The sequence below is a fragment of the uncultured Sunxiuqinia sp. genome, from assembly GCF_963974515.1.
Lineage (GTDB): Bacteria > Bacteroidota > Bacteroidia > Bacteroidales > Prolixibacteraceae > Sunxiuqinia.
In genome coordinates this window covers 1-16,283 of sequence record NZ_CAXBDD010000021.1, presented here as the reverse complement: position 1 = coordinate 16,283, position 16,283 = coordinate 1, and the positions used below count along the sequence as shown (strand labels likewise).

Sequence of the window (16,283 nt, the reverse complement as noted above, 5' to 3'; positions counted from 1 at the left end):
AAACAATTTTTACATTTGTTTCGTCTTATGTAGGACATAAAGCAATTATTAAGAAGACTAACACTTAATTTTATGATGATGAAATTTAAAAAATTACTGCCTTTTTGCTGGATCGTAGCCGCACTGTTACTTAGCAGCCACTCATTTGCTCAGCAAAATGTATCTGGACAAATTGTTGAGGCGGCTACAGGTGACCCTTTGCCAGGAGCAACTGTGGTTGTTCCGGGAACGACGACTGGGACAATCAGTGACTTTGAAGGAAACTATTCTTTAACGGTTCCTGCCAATGCTGAGAAACTTCAATTCTCGATGGTTGGCTTTGAGAGGCAAGTCGTTGATCTAGCAGGCCAGCAGGTGATTAATATCGCCTTGGCCGTTGAAACTACTGCGCTAAATGAAGTTGTTGTTACGGGTTACACCACGCAGTCGCGTGCTGAAATGACTACCTCGATATCAAAGCTGGATACAAAAGTATTGGAGAGTGCACCGCGCTCGAATGCGGCAACGGCTTTACAAGGAACGATTGCAGGTCTGAAAGTGACGCAAACCACCGGGCAGCCGGGATCAACCCCCAGTTTAGTGGTTCGCGGTGGCACCAGCTTCTCGGGAACTGGGAATCCCTTGATTTTGATTGATGGTGTCCCGGGATCGTTTTATGCGTTGAACTCTGACGACATTGCCTCGATGGAAGTCTTGAAAGATGCCGCGTCAACAGCTATTTATGGAGCCAGGGCGGCCAACGGTGTTATCTTAGTCACTACTAAGAAAGGAAAGGTTGGCCAATCCAGAATTAATTTTCGGGCGAAGTTTACCACAAACGAACGTAGAGAAGATCCGATGGACTACCTGGGAGCTGCGGATTACGTGAAGTTTAACCGACTTGGCGTCAAGCAGGCTCAAGACGTGATGGGCTATGCCTGGCTGAACCAGTTTTTGACCGGTGCTCATGCGGCGGGAACTGGAAATAATACCACCAACTCGATTTATACGACCATGGTATTGTCGGACGACAACCGCTATCTGTTGGATTACGAAGGATGGCAAACCATAGAAGACCCTGTGAATCCGGGAACCATGCTGATTTTTCAGGAAAATGAGATGAATGAACTGTTCTATCAAAATAGTCAAGCACAGGACTATAGCCTGAGTTTTGACGGAGGAAATGAACGTGGAACTTATTACCTCGGATTAGGTTTTATGGATGACAAAGGCCTGGTGTTCGGCTCCGCTTTTAAAAGGTACTCAGGAACTCTAAATACGACCTATAAGTTAACCGACGACCTGAAGGTGACTTCAAACTTCATTTATGCCCACTCGAATCAAAATTTAGCCTACGACAGTGAGTACAACCTGTTTCAACGAACAGCCGGTTTAGCTCCAACATCGCGCATCTATAATAACAATCCCGATGGAAGCTTGTCGTCTGAATACCAGCCGGGAACTTACCTGGGGTTCGGTAACCCGCTTTACTATCAGGATAAGTTTGTACGCTACAACCTGGAGCAGCGCTTAACTGCCTCTGTTCAGATTGATTACAAATTTTTGAACGATTTTACCTTGACGGCGCGAGGAAGTCATTTTACGGTGAATAATTCAAACGAATCGTTTAATAAAGCCTACCTCAATTCCGGAAGTTTAAATACTGAAAGACTTTCATCTGCGTCGCACCAGCGTACCTTACGCGACCAGTTTACAGCAATGATCAATTATAAGAAAACGATTGCCGAAAATCACAATTTGAGTGCTCTGGTTGGTGCCGAATATTTTCAGGAAAAATATTTCTCATTTAACGCGTCCACGCGTCTTTCTCCAACCGATTTGATTTATACCATGAATGTTGGTTCCGAAGCCAGCGGTGTTCCTTATTCATATCGAACCGGCTACGAAATCGCTTCGCTGTTTGGACAGGTCAATTATGATTTCGATTACAAGTACCTGCTAGGCTTAACCTTTCGCTATGACGGAACCTCTCGTTTGGGAAACAATAAATATGGATTTTTCCCGGGTGTTTCAGTTGGTTGGAATGCACACAACGAAGACTTTTTCCAGCAGTCGAGTTTTAAAAACACGATAAGCAAAATAAAGCCACGTATCAGTTACGGGGTGAACGGTAATATTGATGTATTGAGCAACTTTGGGGTCTTCGGAACCTATGGCAAAACATCCATTTACGATACCCAGGCTGGCTATGCCAACAGTGGATTGCCTTTACTTGACTTGAAATGGGAGCGTTCCACAACCTTAAATTTGGGCTTGGATTTGGGCTTGTTCAATAATCGGGTGACGGTGATTGGCGATTACTTTGTTCGCGACGTAGAGGACAAGCTGGCCAACCTGACTTTGCCATTGTGGACCGGCTTTTCAGCCATTACAACCAATAATGGAACGCTTCGTAATAAAGGGCTTGAGTTGCAGATTAATGCCGATGTCGTTAAAGCTGGCGATTTCAACTGGAATGTGGGCTTAACTTATTATTCCGTTCGCAACTTTGCCCACAAACTGCCCGAAAACGGTGTGGATAAAAATCGGCAGGGGGGAACAGAAATTTATGATCCGGCAACTGGTGAAACCAAATATGTTGGCGGTTTGCAGGAAGGCGAACGCGTAGGATATGATGTCATTACAGCCTATGTATTCGACGGGGTTTACCAAACCCAAGCCGATATTGATGAACATGATGGACGGGTCGTGGAGTTTGCTGTTCAAAAGGAAACCCGTTTCCTTGGAGACACGCGTTGGAAAGACTTGAATGGAGACAACGTTATCAACTACCTGGATCGGCAGGTTATTGGCCGCAGAACACCCGATTTTACTGGGGGGCTAACTTCCGATTTTAGCTACAAGAACTTTAGCTTGTTTGTGAAAACTGATTTTACCGTTGGGCATTACATTATCAATGGGCGCCGGGTAAAAGGAATCGCCCAAACCCAAGGGAACCAAAACGGGCCACTGGAAATCAGAGACTCCTGGACACCGGAAAATCCTACCTCAAACGTTCCCATTTTCACTTTAGTTGACCGTCAGCGAAATCATCTGGCAGCAGGTGGCGACCAAGGATCAATGGAAAGCAGCAGCTCAAGAATGTGGGAAAAGGGAGATTACCTGGCGCTGCGCGAAGTAACCCTGAGCTATGATCTACCGGGAACACATGTGAATAATATCTTTGAAAACATGCGCCTTTATCTGACCGGAGCTAACCTGGCTTATTTCAATGGATTCTCAGGAAGTTCTCCGGAAGAATCAGGAGATGGCATTGACTATGGACGGTTTCCTTTACCACGGACAATAACTTTTGGCGTTAACGTAACTTTTTAAGCATTACCAATTATGAAACTGAAAAAATATATCCTTTTACTATTGACCATAGCACTGTTAAGTGCCTGTGATCTTGATATGGAGCCGGAAAGCGATTTAACGTATAATGGCTTCTGGAATACTGAAGAAGCAGCGCGCGCCGCGCACACCGGGATTTACGCAAGCTACCGAAACTACGCTTTTACACAGTGGCAAATGGGTGAAGTCCGGTCTGATGTTTGGGGAGGAAATACCTTCGCCAATTCGCCCAATGATATCGATTTAATTGCCAATAATATCAGTTCTACCTTGGTATATTTTGGCAACTGGGCGAACTTTTACGGATTGATGCATTACATCAATGACTTTATCCAGAACGCACCCAGTGTTGAGTTTGCCGATGAAGCAGCCAAAAATCATATGCTTGGACAGGTTTACGGCATTCGTGCTCAAATCTACTATACCATGTTGAAAGCCTGGGGAGATGTGCCCATCAGCACCGAACCGTTGTTGGAAGTGAACCTGGAAACCTTGAAAAAACCGCGTTCTCCAAAGGCTGAAGTCATGCAACAAATCAAAAACGACCTTGCCAAATCGTTGGAATATTTTGACAATGATAATACGCTGTGGTTGGGGAAACCGGTCTATTGGTCGAAAGCTGCAACACTGGCCTTAAAAGGTGATGCTTACCTTTGGTCGGGCAAAGTTTTAGGAGGCGGAACGGCCGATTTTACAGAAGCCAAAACAGCCCTTTCGCAAGTTGCAGGTTTTAGCCTCGTAGCCTACGACAACCTGTGGGGTCAAAACAATGAAAATAACAACGAATTTATTTTCACCATTGATTACCAGCAAGATCAGGCAAGCAATTTCTACGGAAATCTGTTTACCACCAGGCAAGTTGATTTGGACGACTTATATGATGAAAAAGGGAACTCGATGAGCGATTTTGTGATTAATGGCTTAAGCCGCTATGGGGCATCGGATAAAACACTGCTGCTGCTCGACGATACCCTGGATCAACGTCGCAATACCTTTATCCGTATCTATGACGATGGCAGTGTGCATGTCCCATTTCAGGCGGGAGACCCCAACTATCAAGGATCGATATTGAGAAAATTTCTTGGAATTGTGGGTGATGACGGATCACGGTGGAGCTACAATAATATTCCGGTGTATCGCTACGCCGATGTATTGCTCTTACTGGCTGAAGCCAAAAATAATTTGAACGAAGATCCGTCAGCAGAAGTTAATGCTGTGCGGGCACGGGCATACGGCGAGAATTTTGCCGGGCACGAGTTTGTTAGTGGATCAAAAGCGCAAAACACCCAGGCTATTCTTGACGAGCGTTATAAAGAGTTTGTAGCCGAAGGAAAACGCTGGTGGGATCTGGTTCGTGCTGGCGATGGGATCGTGTTCGACGAAGTAGCAACTTTAGATGCCGATGAAGCTTACAAGATTTACTATTCCATCTCACAAAGCATGTTGGCAAACGACTCGGAATTGACACAAACCGAAGGATATTAATACTTTTTTCATAGATGTTTTTTATAGTTTAGCAAAAAGATGAGGAGAGGGTGACAAACCTCTCCTTATGCTATTAAAAACCATCGAAATGTAAACACCAAAACCCATGAAGCAACTTGTTTTTCTACTTGTTTTGAGTTTGGCAGCCATTCGTTGTCAAACAGCAAATTCTGTTATTTCTTCAAAGTCTGTTAATTCCTACACCGTTCAACTCAATCAGAAATCTGTGCCCTTGTTTGTTGACGATGACAGTCAAAACCTGATGAGTGTTACATTCACTGCAAACGAGGAAAACAGTCGGTTACACGTTTCAGGGTTGACCATTCATTTTGCACCGGAAAGCCAGACGGATTGTCTGGAGTCTGTCTCGGTTGGCTTCACTACCGAAGAAGGCGAACAGCTTTTTGGCGCTTCAAATCAGATCACTTCAAAAAAAGTGGAAATTGAAGGGCTTTTTGAAACGGTCAAAAGCGAACAGGTTTTCAACCTAAATTTCAAGGCGAAAGAAAATGCGGGCTTACTGGCTACCTTTCAAATTGAACGGATTGTATTTGACTTGGGAGGTGATCAGCTCGCCGAAAGCATTCCGGCAGAGCCACACAAGTTTCGACTGGCTAAAGTGCTGCGTGGGGCGGGGCAGGATCAATGCGACACCTACCGGATTCCCGGCTTGGTGACCACTAATAAAGGAACATTGATCGCGGTTTACGACAATCGTTATAACAACAGTAAGGATTTACAGGAAGATATTGATGTGGGCATGAGTCGCAGTACCGATGGCGGACAAACCTGGGAACCCATGAAAGTGATTATGGACATGGGCGAATGGGGTGGACGTTCGCAACGGCTGAATGGCATTGGTGACCCCAGTGTGTTGTACGATCACACAACAGGAACGCTGTGGGTAGCTGGACTATGGATGAGCGGTGCAACGGAGAAGGATATGCTTTGGTGGGCCTCAAAACCGGGAATGAGTCCGGAGGTGACCGGGCAGTTTGTCATAGCCAAAAGTATCGACGATGGATTGACCTGGTCAGAAACAATTAACATCACCGGGCAAATTAAAGATCCTTCGTGGCAGCTGCTGTTGCAAGGTCCCGGACGCGGGATTACACTGGAAGACGGAACCCTGGTTTTTCCGGCACAATTTAAAGCCGACATTGGAGAAAAAGCTTTGGACGGCGGACAATACACCAGTCATTCAACCATCGTTTACAGCACCGATGGCGGTGAAAGCTGGCAGATTGGAACAGGGGCCAAACCCAATACCACCGAAGCCCAGGTGGTCCAGTTAACGGATAGTGGCCTGATGCTAAACATGCGTGACGATCAGAATCGAAAAGACAAAGGCGACACCAACGGTCGGGCAGTTGCTACAACCAATGACTTGGGTAAAACCTGGAAAATTCATCCCACATCGAATTCGGCATTGCAAGAACCGAATTGTATGGCGAGTATCATTTCGGCCGATCTGAAAGTGGATGGCGAAAAGAAGCGGGTGCTATTCTTTTCAAACCCGAACAACAAACACCAGCGAACCAACATGACCATCAAAGCCAGTGTGGACGAAGGCATGAGCTGGCCAGAGGAATTCCAGCTGGAAATTTATGAACCTGCCGGATTTGGTTATTCCTGCATGACAATGATCGACAACGAAACCATTGGGATTGTATACGAAGGGGTAAAGGAGCTTTATTTTCAAAGCATTCCTGTTGCTGATATCATCAAGTAGGAATAGAAAAACCTGAACCAATAATAATGAACCGACTACATTTTCAACCATTGATATGCTTGCTGGGCATCGGACTGCTTCTTTCATGCAGCACAGAAAAAGAACCAGTTCCGGCGTTGATTCCCATGCCCCAACATGTGGAGTGGACCCCGCAGCAGTTTGATATGGCCGACAGCAGCGCCCGTTTTGTGCAACGAATTGCACCCACGATTCCGCAGGTTCAGGTGAATCGTGATGAAGCCTATTCTTTGAAGGTTTCTTCTGATTCCGTGATTCTGGAAGCCACAACCGAAACGGGAATTTTTCGTGGCCAGCAAACCGTAAAACAACTTATTGTCAGAAAAAATGGCAAGCGTTTCTTAAAAGGATGCACGATCGTTGACTGGCCGGCTTTTGCCGTGCGAGGCTTTATGCAGGATGTGGGCCGGAATTTCCAAGGCATGGACATGCTCAAAGAGCAAATTGATGTGCTGGCGGCATACAAGTTTAACGTTTTTCATTTTCACGTAACTGAAAATCCTGGTTGGCGGCTGGAGAGTAAAGTCTATCCACAATTGAACTCGGAGGAAAGCATGACGCGCCAAAAAGGCAAATTCTATACACAGGAAGATTATAAAGAACTGGTGGCTTATTGCCAGGATCGGAAAATTACGCTGATACCTGAGTTTGATATACCCGGCCACAGTGCTGCTTTTCGCAAAGCGATGGGAATTGAGGCGATGAACGATCCGCGCGTGCAACCCGTACTGATCGATTTGGTGGATGAGCTATGCAGCCTGGCGCCGGCAGAGGTGATGCCCTACATTCACTTGGGAACTGATGAGGTTTGGCACAGCTACGAAGAACCGTCGCCAACGCTGTTGCCGGCACTGCTTGAGCGGGTAACGCAACACCATGGCCGCGAACTAATTGTGTGGCGACCGGGACAACATATCGAAGGCGATTCGGTTTCCATCACACAATTGTGGTCATCAAACGGCTACCCAAAACCGGGACACCGCTACATCGACTGCCGTTTAAACTACCTGAATCATCTGGATCCGCTGGCGGGTATTTCGCAGTTGTATTTTGAGCGAATTAACGGGGCTGCTCATGGTGATTCGCTGCGGCTGGGAGGGATTCTTTGCTGCTGGAACGACAATAATGTAAATGGCGAATACGACATTCTCACACAAAATCCGGTGTATCCGGGAATACTTACCTACAGCGAAACGTCGTGGACAGGGCAGAAGAGAGAAATTGGCGAAAATTACCTCGCCAAACTGCCAAAAAAGGGAAGTGAGCTGCTGAATGAATTCAGGGCTTTTGAAGATCGCCTGATCGGGCACCGAGACAAATATTTCACCGGAAAACCCTTTCCATACGTGAAACAGACCAACATCGAGTGGAAGGTTTTAGGACCGATAGCCCATGGTGGTGATGTTGAAGCTCAATTTCCGGTTGAAGATGAATTGCTGGAAACTTACCAAATCGATTCGGCCAATTACACTTGGCAGGGGCCTTTTATTGGCGGCACCATTCACCTGACCCATTTTTTTGGCTACCCGTCCTATTTTCCCAAAGAAGCAGGAACCTATTATGCTTACACCCGGATTTGGTCGCCCAAAGAACAAACTGTCGGGGCGTGGATTGGCTTTCACGACTGGTCGCGCTCGGCAGGACGAAGGGGAGGCCCATTTCCACAAGATGGAGAATGGCACAATACCCATCCGAAAGTTTGGCTAAACGGGAAGCCTGTTACAGCCCCCAAATGGAATAAGCCGGGTTTGGCAAGTAACACCGAAGAAATTCCATTCACCGATGAAAATTACTTTTTCAGAAACCCTGCGTCCATTCACCTAAAAAATGGCTGGAATCAGGTGCTGCTGAAAATTCCGGTGAAAAATGAGACCTGGAAACGCATGTTCACTTTTGTACCGGTTCAATTTGATTATTTCACGGTGCGTGAGGTCAAGGACTTGCGATTTTCAGCTGATCTGAAAAAAGAACGTTAGAATCGCTTTATACCAATTTAACTCCTGAAAAAAAGACAGATAAATGAGCATAATAAAATTAACATTACCCATCGTCCTCTTTTTGAACCTCATGCTGGTAGTCTCCGCTGACGGACAGGAAAAATCCTTTCAAACAACGTATTATGAGCAGCGCAGAACGCTGTTTGAAAGTCTTCCGAATACCAAAAAAGAAATCATCTTCCTGGGAAACAGTATCACTGATGGTGGCGAATGGGTGGAGCTTTTTCAGAATAAGCGGGTTAAAAACCGGGGAATCAGTGGCGATGTGACGGCGGGGGTACTTTATCGTTTAAACGAAGTCACCGAATCAAAGCCTGCCAAGGTTTTCCTGTTAATTGGAATCAATGATCTGGCACGCGGTATCTCGAAAGACACGGTTTTTGCCAACATATGCCAAATTGCCAACTTGATCACAGAACATTCATCCAAAACGGAAGTGTATATTCAGAGCATTTTACCGGTCAATCCGGAGTTTGGCAAGTTTGCCGGCCATTGTTCAAAAACCGAAGACATACTGTGGATCAATCAAAAACTGAGTGAATGGTGTGGCCGGTCACAAGCTGAATTTGTCGATTTATTCTCCCATTTTAAAAGCAGCGAAAACAACTGGATGGATCCCTCCCTGACGAATGACGGGTTGCATCTGACCGGCGAAGCTTACTCAAAATGGGTTGAAATTTTACGAGGACTTTTATAGCTCCGAAAAACAAGAAATCAGAATTAAAGATTAATAGATAGATATCATGAATACAACAGTGAATTCAAAAATAGAAGGTCTTATTGCAGCGCCTTTTGCTCCGATGCTGGACAATGGCGAGCTGAACGTTGAATTGATTCCGGCTTATTATAACTTTTTGCAAAAGAATGGTGTTGTGGGCGCTTTTATCAACGGCTCAACCGGTGAAGGAGTTTCACTTTCACAAAAGGAAAAGGTGAAAATCACCACCGCCTGGACGTCGCAAAACAAGAAACAAGAAGCTTTAAGAATAATCGATTTGGTTGGCGGGACATCCTATGCCGAGTGTATGGAGAATGCACAAAGATCAGCAGCCTTGGGCGTTGATGCGATCGCTATTTTGGCACCCTATTATTTTAAGCCCGCCGGTGCAAAACAGCTGGCCGAATTTTGTGCCAAAGTCGCTGAAGCGGTACCCCAACTGCCGGTTTATTTCTATCACATTCCAGTGCTGACAGGCTGCAACGTATCGATGTTCGAATTTTTGCAGGAAGCAGCATCGATGATTCCAAACCTGGTTGGAATAAAATATACCCACGAGGATTTTATGGATTACCTAAGCTGTCTGAATTTTCAGAATGGCCAATACGACATGCTTTGGGGACGGGACGAAAACCTCTTATCGGCCCTTGTGTTGGGAGCTCGCGGTGGCGTTGGAAGCACCTTCAACTATGCGGCGCCGCTCTATCACCAGCTGATTAAAGCATACGATGATGGTAATTTTGTGGAAGCCCGCAGACTGCAGCTGCAGTCGATCGATATGATTCGCCTGTTGGGGAAATATGGGGGTATAGCCACCGGAAAAGCTTTTCTGCGCTATGTTGGGCTGGAATGTGGCGAGTTCCGCTTGCCTGTGAAAAACATGAGCAGCGAGGATTACAAGCAGTTTGTGGCCGATGTAGATGCCTTGGATATGGAGGCGTATTTTTCCCGGATGTAGGTGGATTGAAGGATTGAATTTGGGATTTTGCAGCTTGATAAATCGGCAACTTTGAAGTGAATAACGAGACAGGGCGATTATGAAAATAACATGGGACATTTTCTCCGAAGTTCCGGCGTCAAACGGGATGCGGGAGCAGCGAGGGTTGGCAGGCCCGGTTACCGGTGTTCACCAAAATCGGCTGGTGGTGGCCGGGGGCGCCAACTTCAACGGACGAATGCCGTGGCAGGGAGGAGAAAAAGAGTACCACGATACGATTTTTCTTTCGCAAGAAACAGCTAACGGACAACTGAAATGGGAACAGCCGGACGTTCGTTTGCCCGAGCGCATCGCATACAGCGCTTGTGTTTCAACTGAAAAAGGAATTGTCAGCCTTGGTGGCGAAACAGCGAATGGCCCAACGGCTCAGGCTTTCTTAGTGAGTTTGGATTCGGCAGACCCCCAGTTGATTGATTTGCCCCGCTTGCCAATTGCACTTTCCACTTCAGGAGCAGCGTTGTGTGGAACCACCCTTTACCTGGCCGGTGGGCTGGGGTCAAATGGTGCAAGTCGTGCTTTTTTTGCGCTTGATTTGAATGACGAGTCACCAGCGTGGATGAAACTGCCTGACATGCCGGTAGCCTGTTCCCATGCGGTGGTTGTTTGTCAGCACGATGGACAAGAGGAATGCATTTACCTGATTGGCGGACGTAATAAGACTGGCACAACTTCGACTTTTTTGAGCGACATTTGGAAATATTTGCCTTCGGAGGCCAGCTGGCAAAAAGACGGCACCCTGCAGGTCGAAGGAGGAGCAGTCTGTGGGCTTTCGGCAGGAACCGGATTGGCTCACGGGATGGATTCGATTTTGATCTTTGGCGGCGATACCGGTGAAGCCTTTAACCAAACGGAACGTTTGATTCATGCGGTGGCTGCTGCTGAAGCGCCGGAAGAAAAGGTACGTTTACTGAAGCTGAAGGAGAATCATTTGAACAATCATCCGGGATTTTGTAACGAAGTATTTTGTTGGAACACCCACAATGCAAGATTGAGTCGGGTGGGGAAGATGGATGGCGCCACTCCAGTGACAACAACGGCAATTTGGTGGAACGGGCAAATCATGATTCCCGGAGGGGAAGTCAGACCGGGTGTCCGTTCTTGCAGGGTGATTAGGGGTGTGCTTGTATCAGCGTAAAAACAGAAAATAAAGAACAAGATGAATTTGAATTTTGAACAATTAGCGGCACAATATCAAAGCGAACTATTGGGAAAAGTCATCCCATTTTGGGAGAGAAACTCCAAAGATGAGGAGTTTGGGGGCTTTTTTACCTGCCTTGATCGGGAGGGAAACGTATTTGATACCGATAAATTTGTCTGGCTGCAGGCGCGCGAGGTTTGGATGTTTGCATCGATGTATAACCGGCTTGAAAAAAGGGCGCAGTGGCTTGATATGGCAGAGCATGGGGGTCGCTTTCTGATAGATCACGGGCATGATGGAAAGTTGAATTGGTATTTTTCACTGACCCGCGAAGGAAAACCGTTGGTGAAGCCCTATAATATCTTTTCCGACTGCTTTGCCACCATGGCTTTCGGGCAGCTGTACCGGGCCACAGGCAATCCCCAATATGCCGAAATAGCGAAACAAACCTTCGGCAATATTCTGGACAGAAAGAACAATCCCAAAGGGAAATACAACAAACTGGTGCTGAGGACCCGGCCCCTGAAGGGTTTTTCGCTCCCCATGATTTTGTGTAACCTCTCACTGGAGATCGAACACCTGCTGCCGGATGATTTGGTGGAAAAAACCATTCAGGATGCCATTCACGAAGTGATGGAGGTCTTCTACCAGCCCGATTCGGGGCTTATTCTGGAAAATGTAAAACCCGACGGCAGCTTTTCTGATTCGTTTGAAGGCCGCTTGTTAAATCCCGGTCACACGATTGAAGCGATGTGGTTTATCATGGATTTGGCCGAACGGAGGAAGGATGACGCGCTAATGCAGAAGGCGGTAAAGATCATACTTGATACGCTTCAATTTGGTTGGGATAAGGAGTTTGGCGGTATTTTCTATTTTATGGATATCAAAGGCAATCCACCCCAGCAGTTGGAATGGGACCAGAAACTCTGGTGGGTGCATATCGAAACCCTAATCAGCCTAATCAAAGCATACAAAAACACGGGTAAGGAGGAATGCCTCCAATGGTTTGACAAAGTGCACAAATACACATGGGTTCATTTTCCCGATCCGCAGCATGATGAATGGTTTGGGTACCTGAACCGCCGCGGTGAAGTATTATTGCCGCTGAAAGGCGGAAAATGGAAAGGCTGTTTTCATGTGCCACGAGGCTTGTTCCAGATATGGCAAACCCTTGAAAAACTGAAGTAATGCAACAAACTAACAACCGATTCAATTTAAGAATCTCCTTGGAATCGTTTTACTGCAGAGGGACTTCAATCATGCTGCTGTTTCTGTTCCTTTGCGTGGCTGCCACAAGCCGGGCCGATGAACAGGTAAATACCTTACGGCAGAAGTCGAAGCCACTTTTGTCCCAGGTCGAATCACTCGTATCTGATGAAGGTTTGGCAGGCAGTTTCACCGGTGTGCATAGCAACGTTTTGATTGTGGCTGGCGGTTCTGCTTTTCCGAACGGAAAGCCTTGGGAAAATGGAAGCAAGGAACTGTTGGATCTGGTCATGGTCTTCAGCCAAGACGATGAAGGGAATCCAAAGTTGATAGGTTCTTCGCAGTTACCCTTGCCACTTGCCGAAGGTGCTTCGGTCAGTTTGCCTGGGGGGCTGCTTTGTATCGGAGGGCAAAGAACGGGCGGTTTAAGCAAGCAGGTTTTCCTGCTTAGCTGGACCAACAACCAGCTTGAAGTGATTGATTTTCCGAACTTGCCCATCGCGGTGAAAAGTGCAGCCGCTGCTATAATTGGCAATCATGTTTACTTGCTTGGTGGCGAAAGTGAGCAAGGAGCCACAGACCAGTTTTTGCGGCTGGATGTGACAAATCGTTTAGCGGGATGGCAGCGACTAAAACCTTTCCCAATGCCGGTGTCCGGTGCGATGGCTGTGGCACAAATGGATGGAGAGGAAATTAGCCTGCATGTGTTTGGCGGACGGGCAAAAGCATCCGGCAGCCAGACTACCAAATTTTATTCGCATGTGTTTCGTTACCGGCCTTCCACCAGAATGTGGGAGCAGAAAAAAGACATGCGTTTAGCCGATGGCGAACCACTGCCGCTGGCTGTTGGAATGGCAGCAACAGTAGGGGCTTCGCATGTGGTGCTGTCCGGTGGCGATTCGGGTGACACCTTCAACCAGGTTGAACGTGCCATCAATGCGATGCAAGCGGGTGATCCCTTGGCAGGGCAGGAGCGGGATTCACTCTGGATCAATCATCCTGGTTTCAATTCAAAAATAATGGTCTACAATACCGTGACCGATACCTGGTTTGATGCGGGAAAATGGGAAGGAAAGCCAGTAGCTGTTGCTTCCAGCGTTTGGTGGGATGGCGCATTGGTTGTTCCCGGCGGGGAAATCAGACCCGCCACGCGAACGCCTTTTTTACAGGAATTCCGCTTTTCCGTGGACCCGGTGTTTGGTTGGCTCAACTACCTAGTATTGGGCGTGTATTTCATCGGCATGTTGCTGCTGGGCTTCTTTTTTATGAAGCGTGAAAGCAGCACCGATGACTTTTTCAAAGCGGGAGGCCGCATCCCTTGGTGGGCTGCCGGAATCAGTATTTTTGCCACCACATTGAGTGCCATTACCTTCATCGCTATTCCCGCTAAATCATATGCGGTCGACTGGCGCATGTTCATGTTCAATATGGCGATAATTGCCATTGCGCCAATTGTCATTCGTTATTTCTTACCTTTTTTTCGTCGGTTCAATTTCGACACGGCATATCAATACCTTGAAGCCCGCTTCAACCGTGCTGTGCGCTGGCTGGCGTCAGCCTTGTTTGTGTTTTTCATGGTCAGCCGCATTGCCATTGTGCTGTTTCTTCCTTCGCTGGCGTTGAACGCTGTTACTGGCTTCAATATTTACCTGGCCATCATCGTCATGGGCGTGGTAACGATCATTTATTGTACCAGTGGTGGGATTGAAGCAGTAGTATGGGGCGATGTCATCCAGGGATTTATCTTAGTGGGAGGCGCCTTCATTGCTCTGGCCTTTATGCTGGCAGGTGTGGAAGGAGGACTCAGTGGTTTTTTTGAGATTACTGCTGAACAACAAAAGTTTCACACATTCGATTTTCGATTCGATTTTTCGCAACCCGTGTTTTGGGTGGTTGTGATTGGCGGTTTGGCCAATACCCTTATTTCGTATACCAGCGATCAAAGTGTGGTACAACGCTATATGACCACCAAAGATGAAAAAGCGACCGCGCAAAGCATTTGGTTGAATGGATTTTTGAGCATTCCGGTCTCCCTGATTTTCTTCTTGCTGGGAACCGGATTGTATGCTTACTATACTTCCAATCCCGAACGGATGTCAGTGGTCAATCCCAACATTGATTCGGTATTTCCACAATTTATTGTGGCGCAAATGCCGTCAGGCGTGGCCGGCTTGCTGATTGCCGCCATCTTTGCTGCGGCCATGTCAACATTGTCTTCCAATATCAACTCGGTGTCAGCTGTGATCACAGCTGACTTTCACAAGGTGCTTTCAAAAGCGGGAAGGCACCAACACACGATGGCGGTGGCTCGTTGGTCTGGAATTATCGTGGGCGTACTTGGAATTATGATGGCCCTAATATTGGCAACCTGGAACATTGCGTCGCTCTGGGATCAGTTTAATACTTTTCTGGGCTTGCTTACCGGCGGACTGGGCGCCTTGTTTGTCATGGGAGTATTCTTTCCTCGGATTTCAGGGAATGCCGCTTTGGCAGGTGTAGTGGGTGGATTGATCGTGTTAATGCTGATGAAAAACCACACCGATCTTTCGTTTCTCTTATTTGGCTTTGTCGGTGTTTTGACCAGTGTGTTGCTGGCGCTGCTGGTCAGCGTGGTACTGCCCAACCGGAAAGTCATTACCGGCTACACTTGGAAAAGCAGGCAGCGGCTTCGCTAAAGCAAATACCCCATTTGATGTGTCGATTTAACCCAGTACATCCTCTTGCTTTTTAGGTTGTTTGATGCTCGGAATCCAACCATGCGTTAAGACTTTGGATCAGGCAAGGGCTCTAAAAATTAACGCAACCTAAGTCAAAGACTAGTAGCAGTCTTTCTCACATGGATCCTGCCAAAGGCTTTTACATCCATGACTGACGCAGTGGTCATATGAACAAAGCGTGGTATTCGGGTCTTGACACCCTTTAGGGTATGCATTTTGACGCCACCGTTCTTGTTCCGGCGCTTGGCTCTCCAACGCACACACAGGCAACGGTTGACTATTGTGTAGTCAAAAGTATAAATACTGCCATCGACCTTTACTTCAAAATCATCACTGGCGCAAAGCCTGTGGGCATGGTCTATATCAGGTGGCAGTCAAATTCTACGTAGATTTTGCAATTCCTGTTGATGTTTGCCCTTACAAGAGTTGCTTGTTTCACGCTGGAGCCGAGTCTCAAATAATATGACTTGTTCCGGTGCGTACCAATAGCAACAATTAAATACCGAGGATGTGTATGCACAGCTAAGAAATTTTGACCTTGAGATGATCCGGGCTTTTAACGGTCAAGAAAGTCTGGAACGTATCAAAGAAACCCAGCCAGACCTGGTTTTGATGTATTTGTATATGCCTATTCTAGATGGCATTGAAGCGAGTCTCCGGATTCATTAAATTAATGGCCCGCAATAATCTCATTGGAGCATTTGCATGCAGCAACACCGACAGTTTCCAGCCAACCACGTTTCCGTTGCCATTGAATGCTGCCGCTGACGAGATAATCTATGTGCTTTAACCCATGAATCGGGTAGGACTGTTCACGGAACATGTAGATCCAGAAAGTTCTTTATTTTGATTTCGTTACTTTTAGGAACAATGGAAAGGGAAAAGCTGAACGCATCCGAAGGAAAGGAGCCACGAAGAGCTAGTTCTCCTTTACCGTTTCGG

9 protein-coding genes are annotated in these 16,283 nt (G+C 46.9%); all 9 read left to right on the top strand.

Annotation, left to right across the window (positions count from 1 at the left end):
• The first annotated feature begins 72 nt into the window (after window positions 1-72).
• A complete protein-coding gene (locus AAC033_RS07265; protein ID WP_339736687.1) occupies window positions 73-3,315 on the top strand; it encodes a TonB-dependent receptor in 3,243 nt (1,080 codons plus the stop codon).
• A 12-nt stretch (window positions 3,316-3,327) separates the two neighbouring features.
• Window positions 3,328-4,818: a RagB/SusD family nutrient uptake outer membrane protein gene (locus AAC033_RS07260; RefSeq protein ID WP_339736686.1), complete on the top strand. Its 1,491-nt coding sequence runs from the start codon at window positions 3,328-3,330 to the stop codon at window positions 4,816-4,818.
• Window positions 4,819-4,924: 106 nt separating this feature from the next.
• Window positions 4,925-6,550 (top strand): sialidase family protein, encoded by a 1,626-nt coding sequence (locus AAC033_RS07255; protein ID WP_339736685.1) that lies wholly within the window; start codon window positions 4,925-4,927, stop codon window positions 6,548-6,550.
• Between the two features lie 26 nt (window positions 6,551-6,576).
• Window positions 6,577-8,544 (top strand): family 20 glycosylhydrolase, encoded by a 1,968-nt coding sequence (locus AAC033_RS07250; RefSeq protein WP_339736684.1) that lies wholly within the window; start codon window positions 6,577-6,579, stop codon window positions 8,542-8,544.
• Window positions 8,545-8,587: 43 nt separating this feature from the next.
• A complete protein-coding gene (locus AAC033_RS07245; protein ID WP_339736683.1) occupies window positions 8,588-9,262 on the top strand; it encodes a GDSL-type esterase/lipase family protein in 675 nt (224 codons plus the stop codon).
• A gap of 46 nt (window positions 9,263-9,308) precedes the next feature.
• A complete protein-coding gene (locus AAC033_RS07240) occupies window positions 9,309-10,241 on the top strand; it encodes a dihydrodipicolinate synthase family protein (protein WP_339736682.1) in 933 nt (310 codons plus the stop codon).
• Between the two features lie 79 nt (window positions 10,242-10,320).
• Entirely contained in the window at window positions 10,321-11,415 is a 1,095-nt protein-coding gene (locus AAC033_RS07235) for a hypothetical protein (RefSeq protein ID WP_339736681.1), read from the top strand.
• 21 nt (window positions 11,416-11,436) lie between these two features.
• A complete protein-coding gene (locus AAC033_RS07230) occupies window positions 11,437-12,606 on the top strand; it encodes an AGE family epimerase/isomerase (protein WP_339736680.1) in 1,170 nt (389 codons plus the stop codon).
• Entirely contained in the window at window positions 12,606-15,299 is a 2,694-nt protein-coding gene (locus AAC033_RS07225; RefSeq protein ID WP_339736679.1) for a sodium/solute symporter, read from the top strand. Before AAC033_RS07230 ends, AAC033_RS07225 begins: the two co-directional genes overlap by 1 nt.
• Window positions 15,300-16,283: the final 984 nt, after the last annotated feature.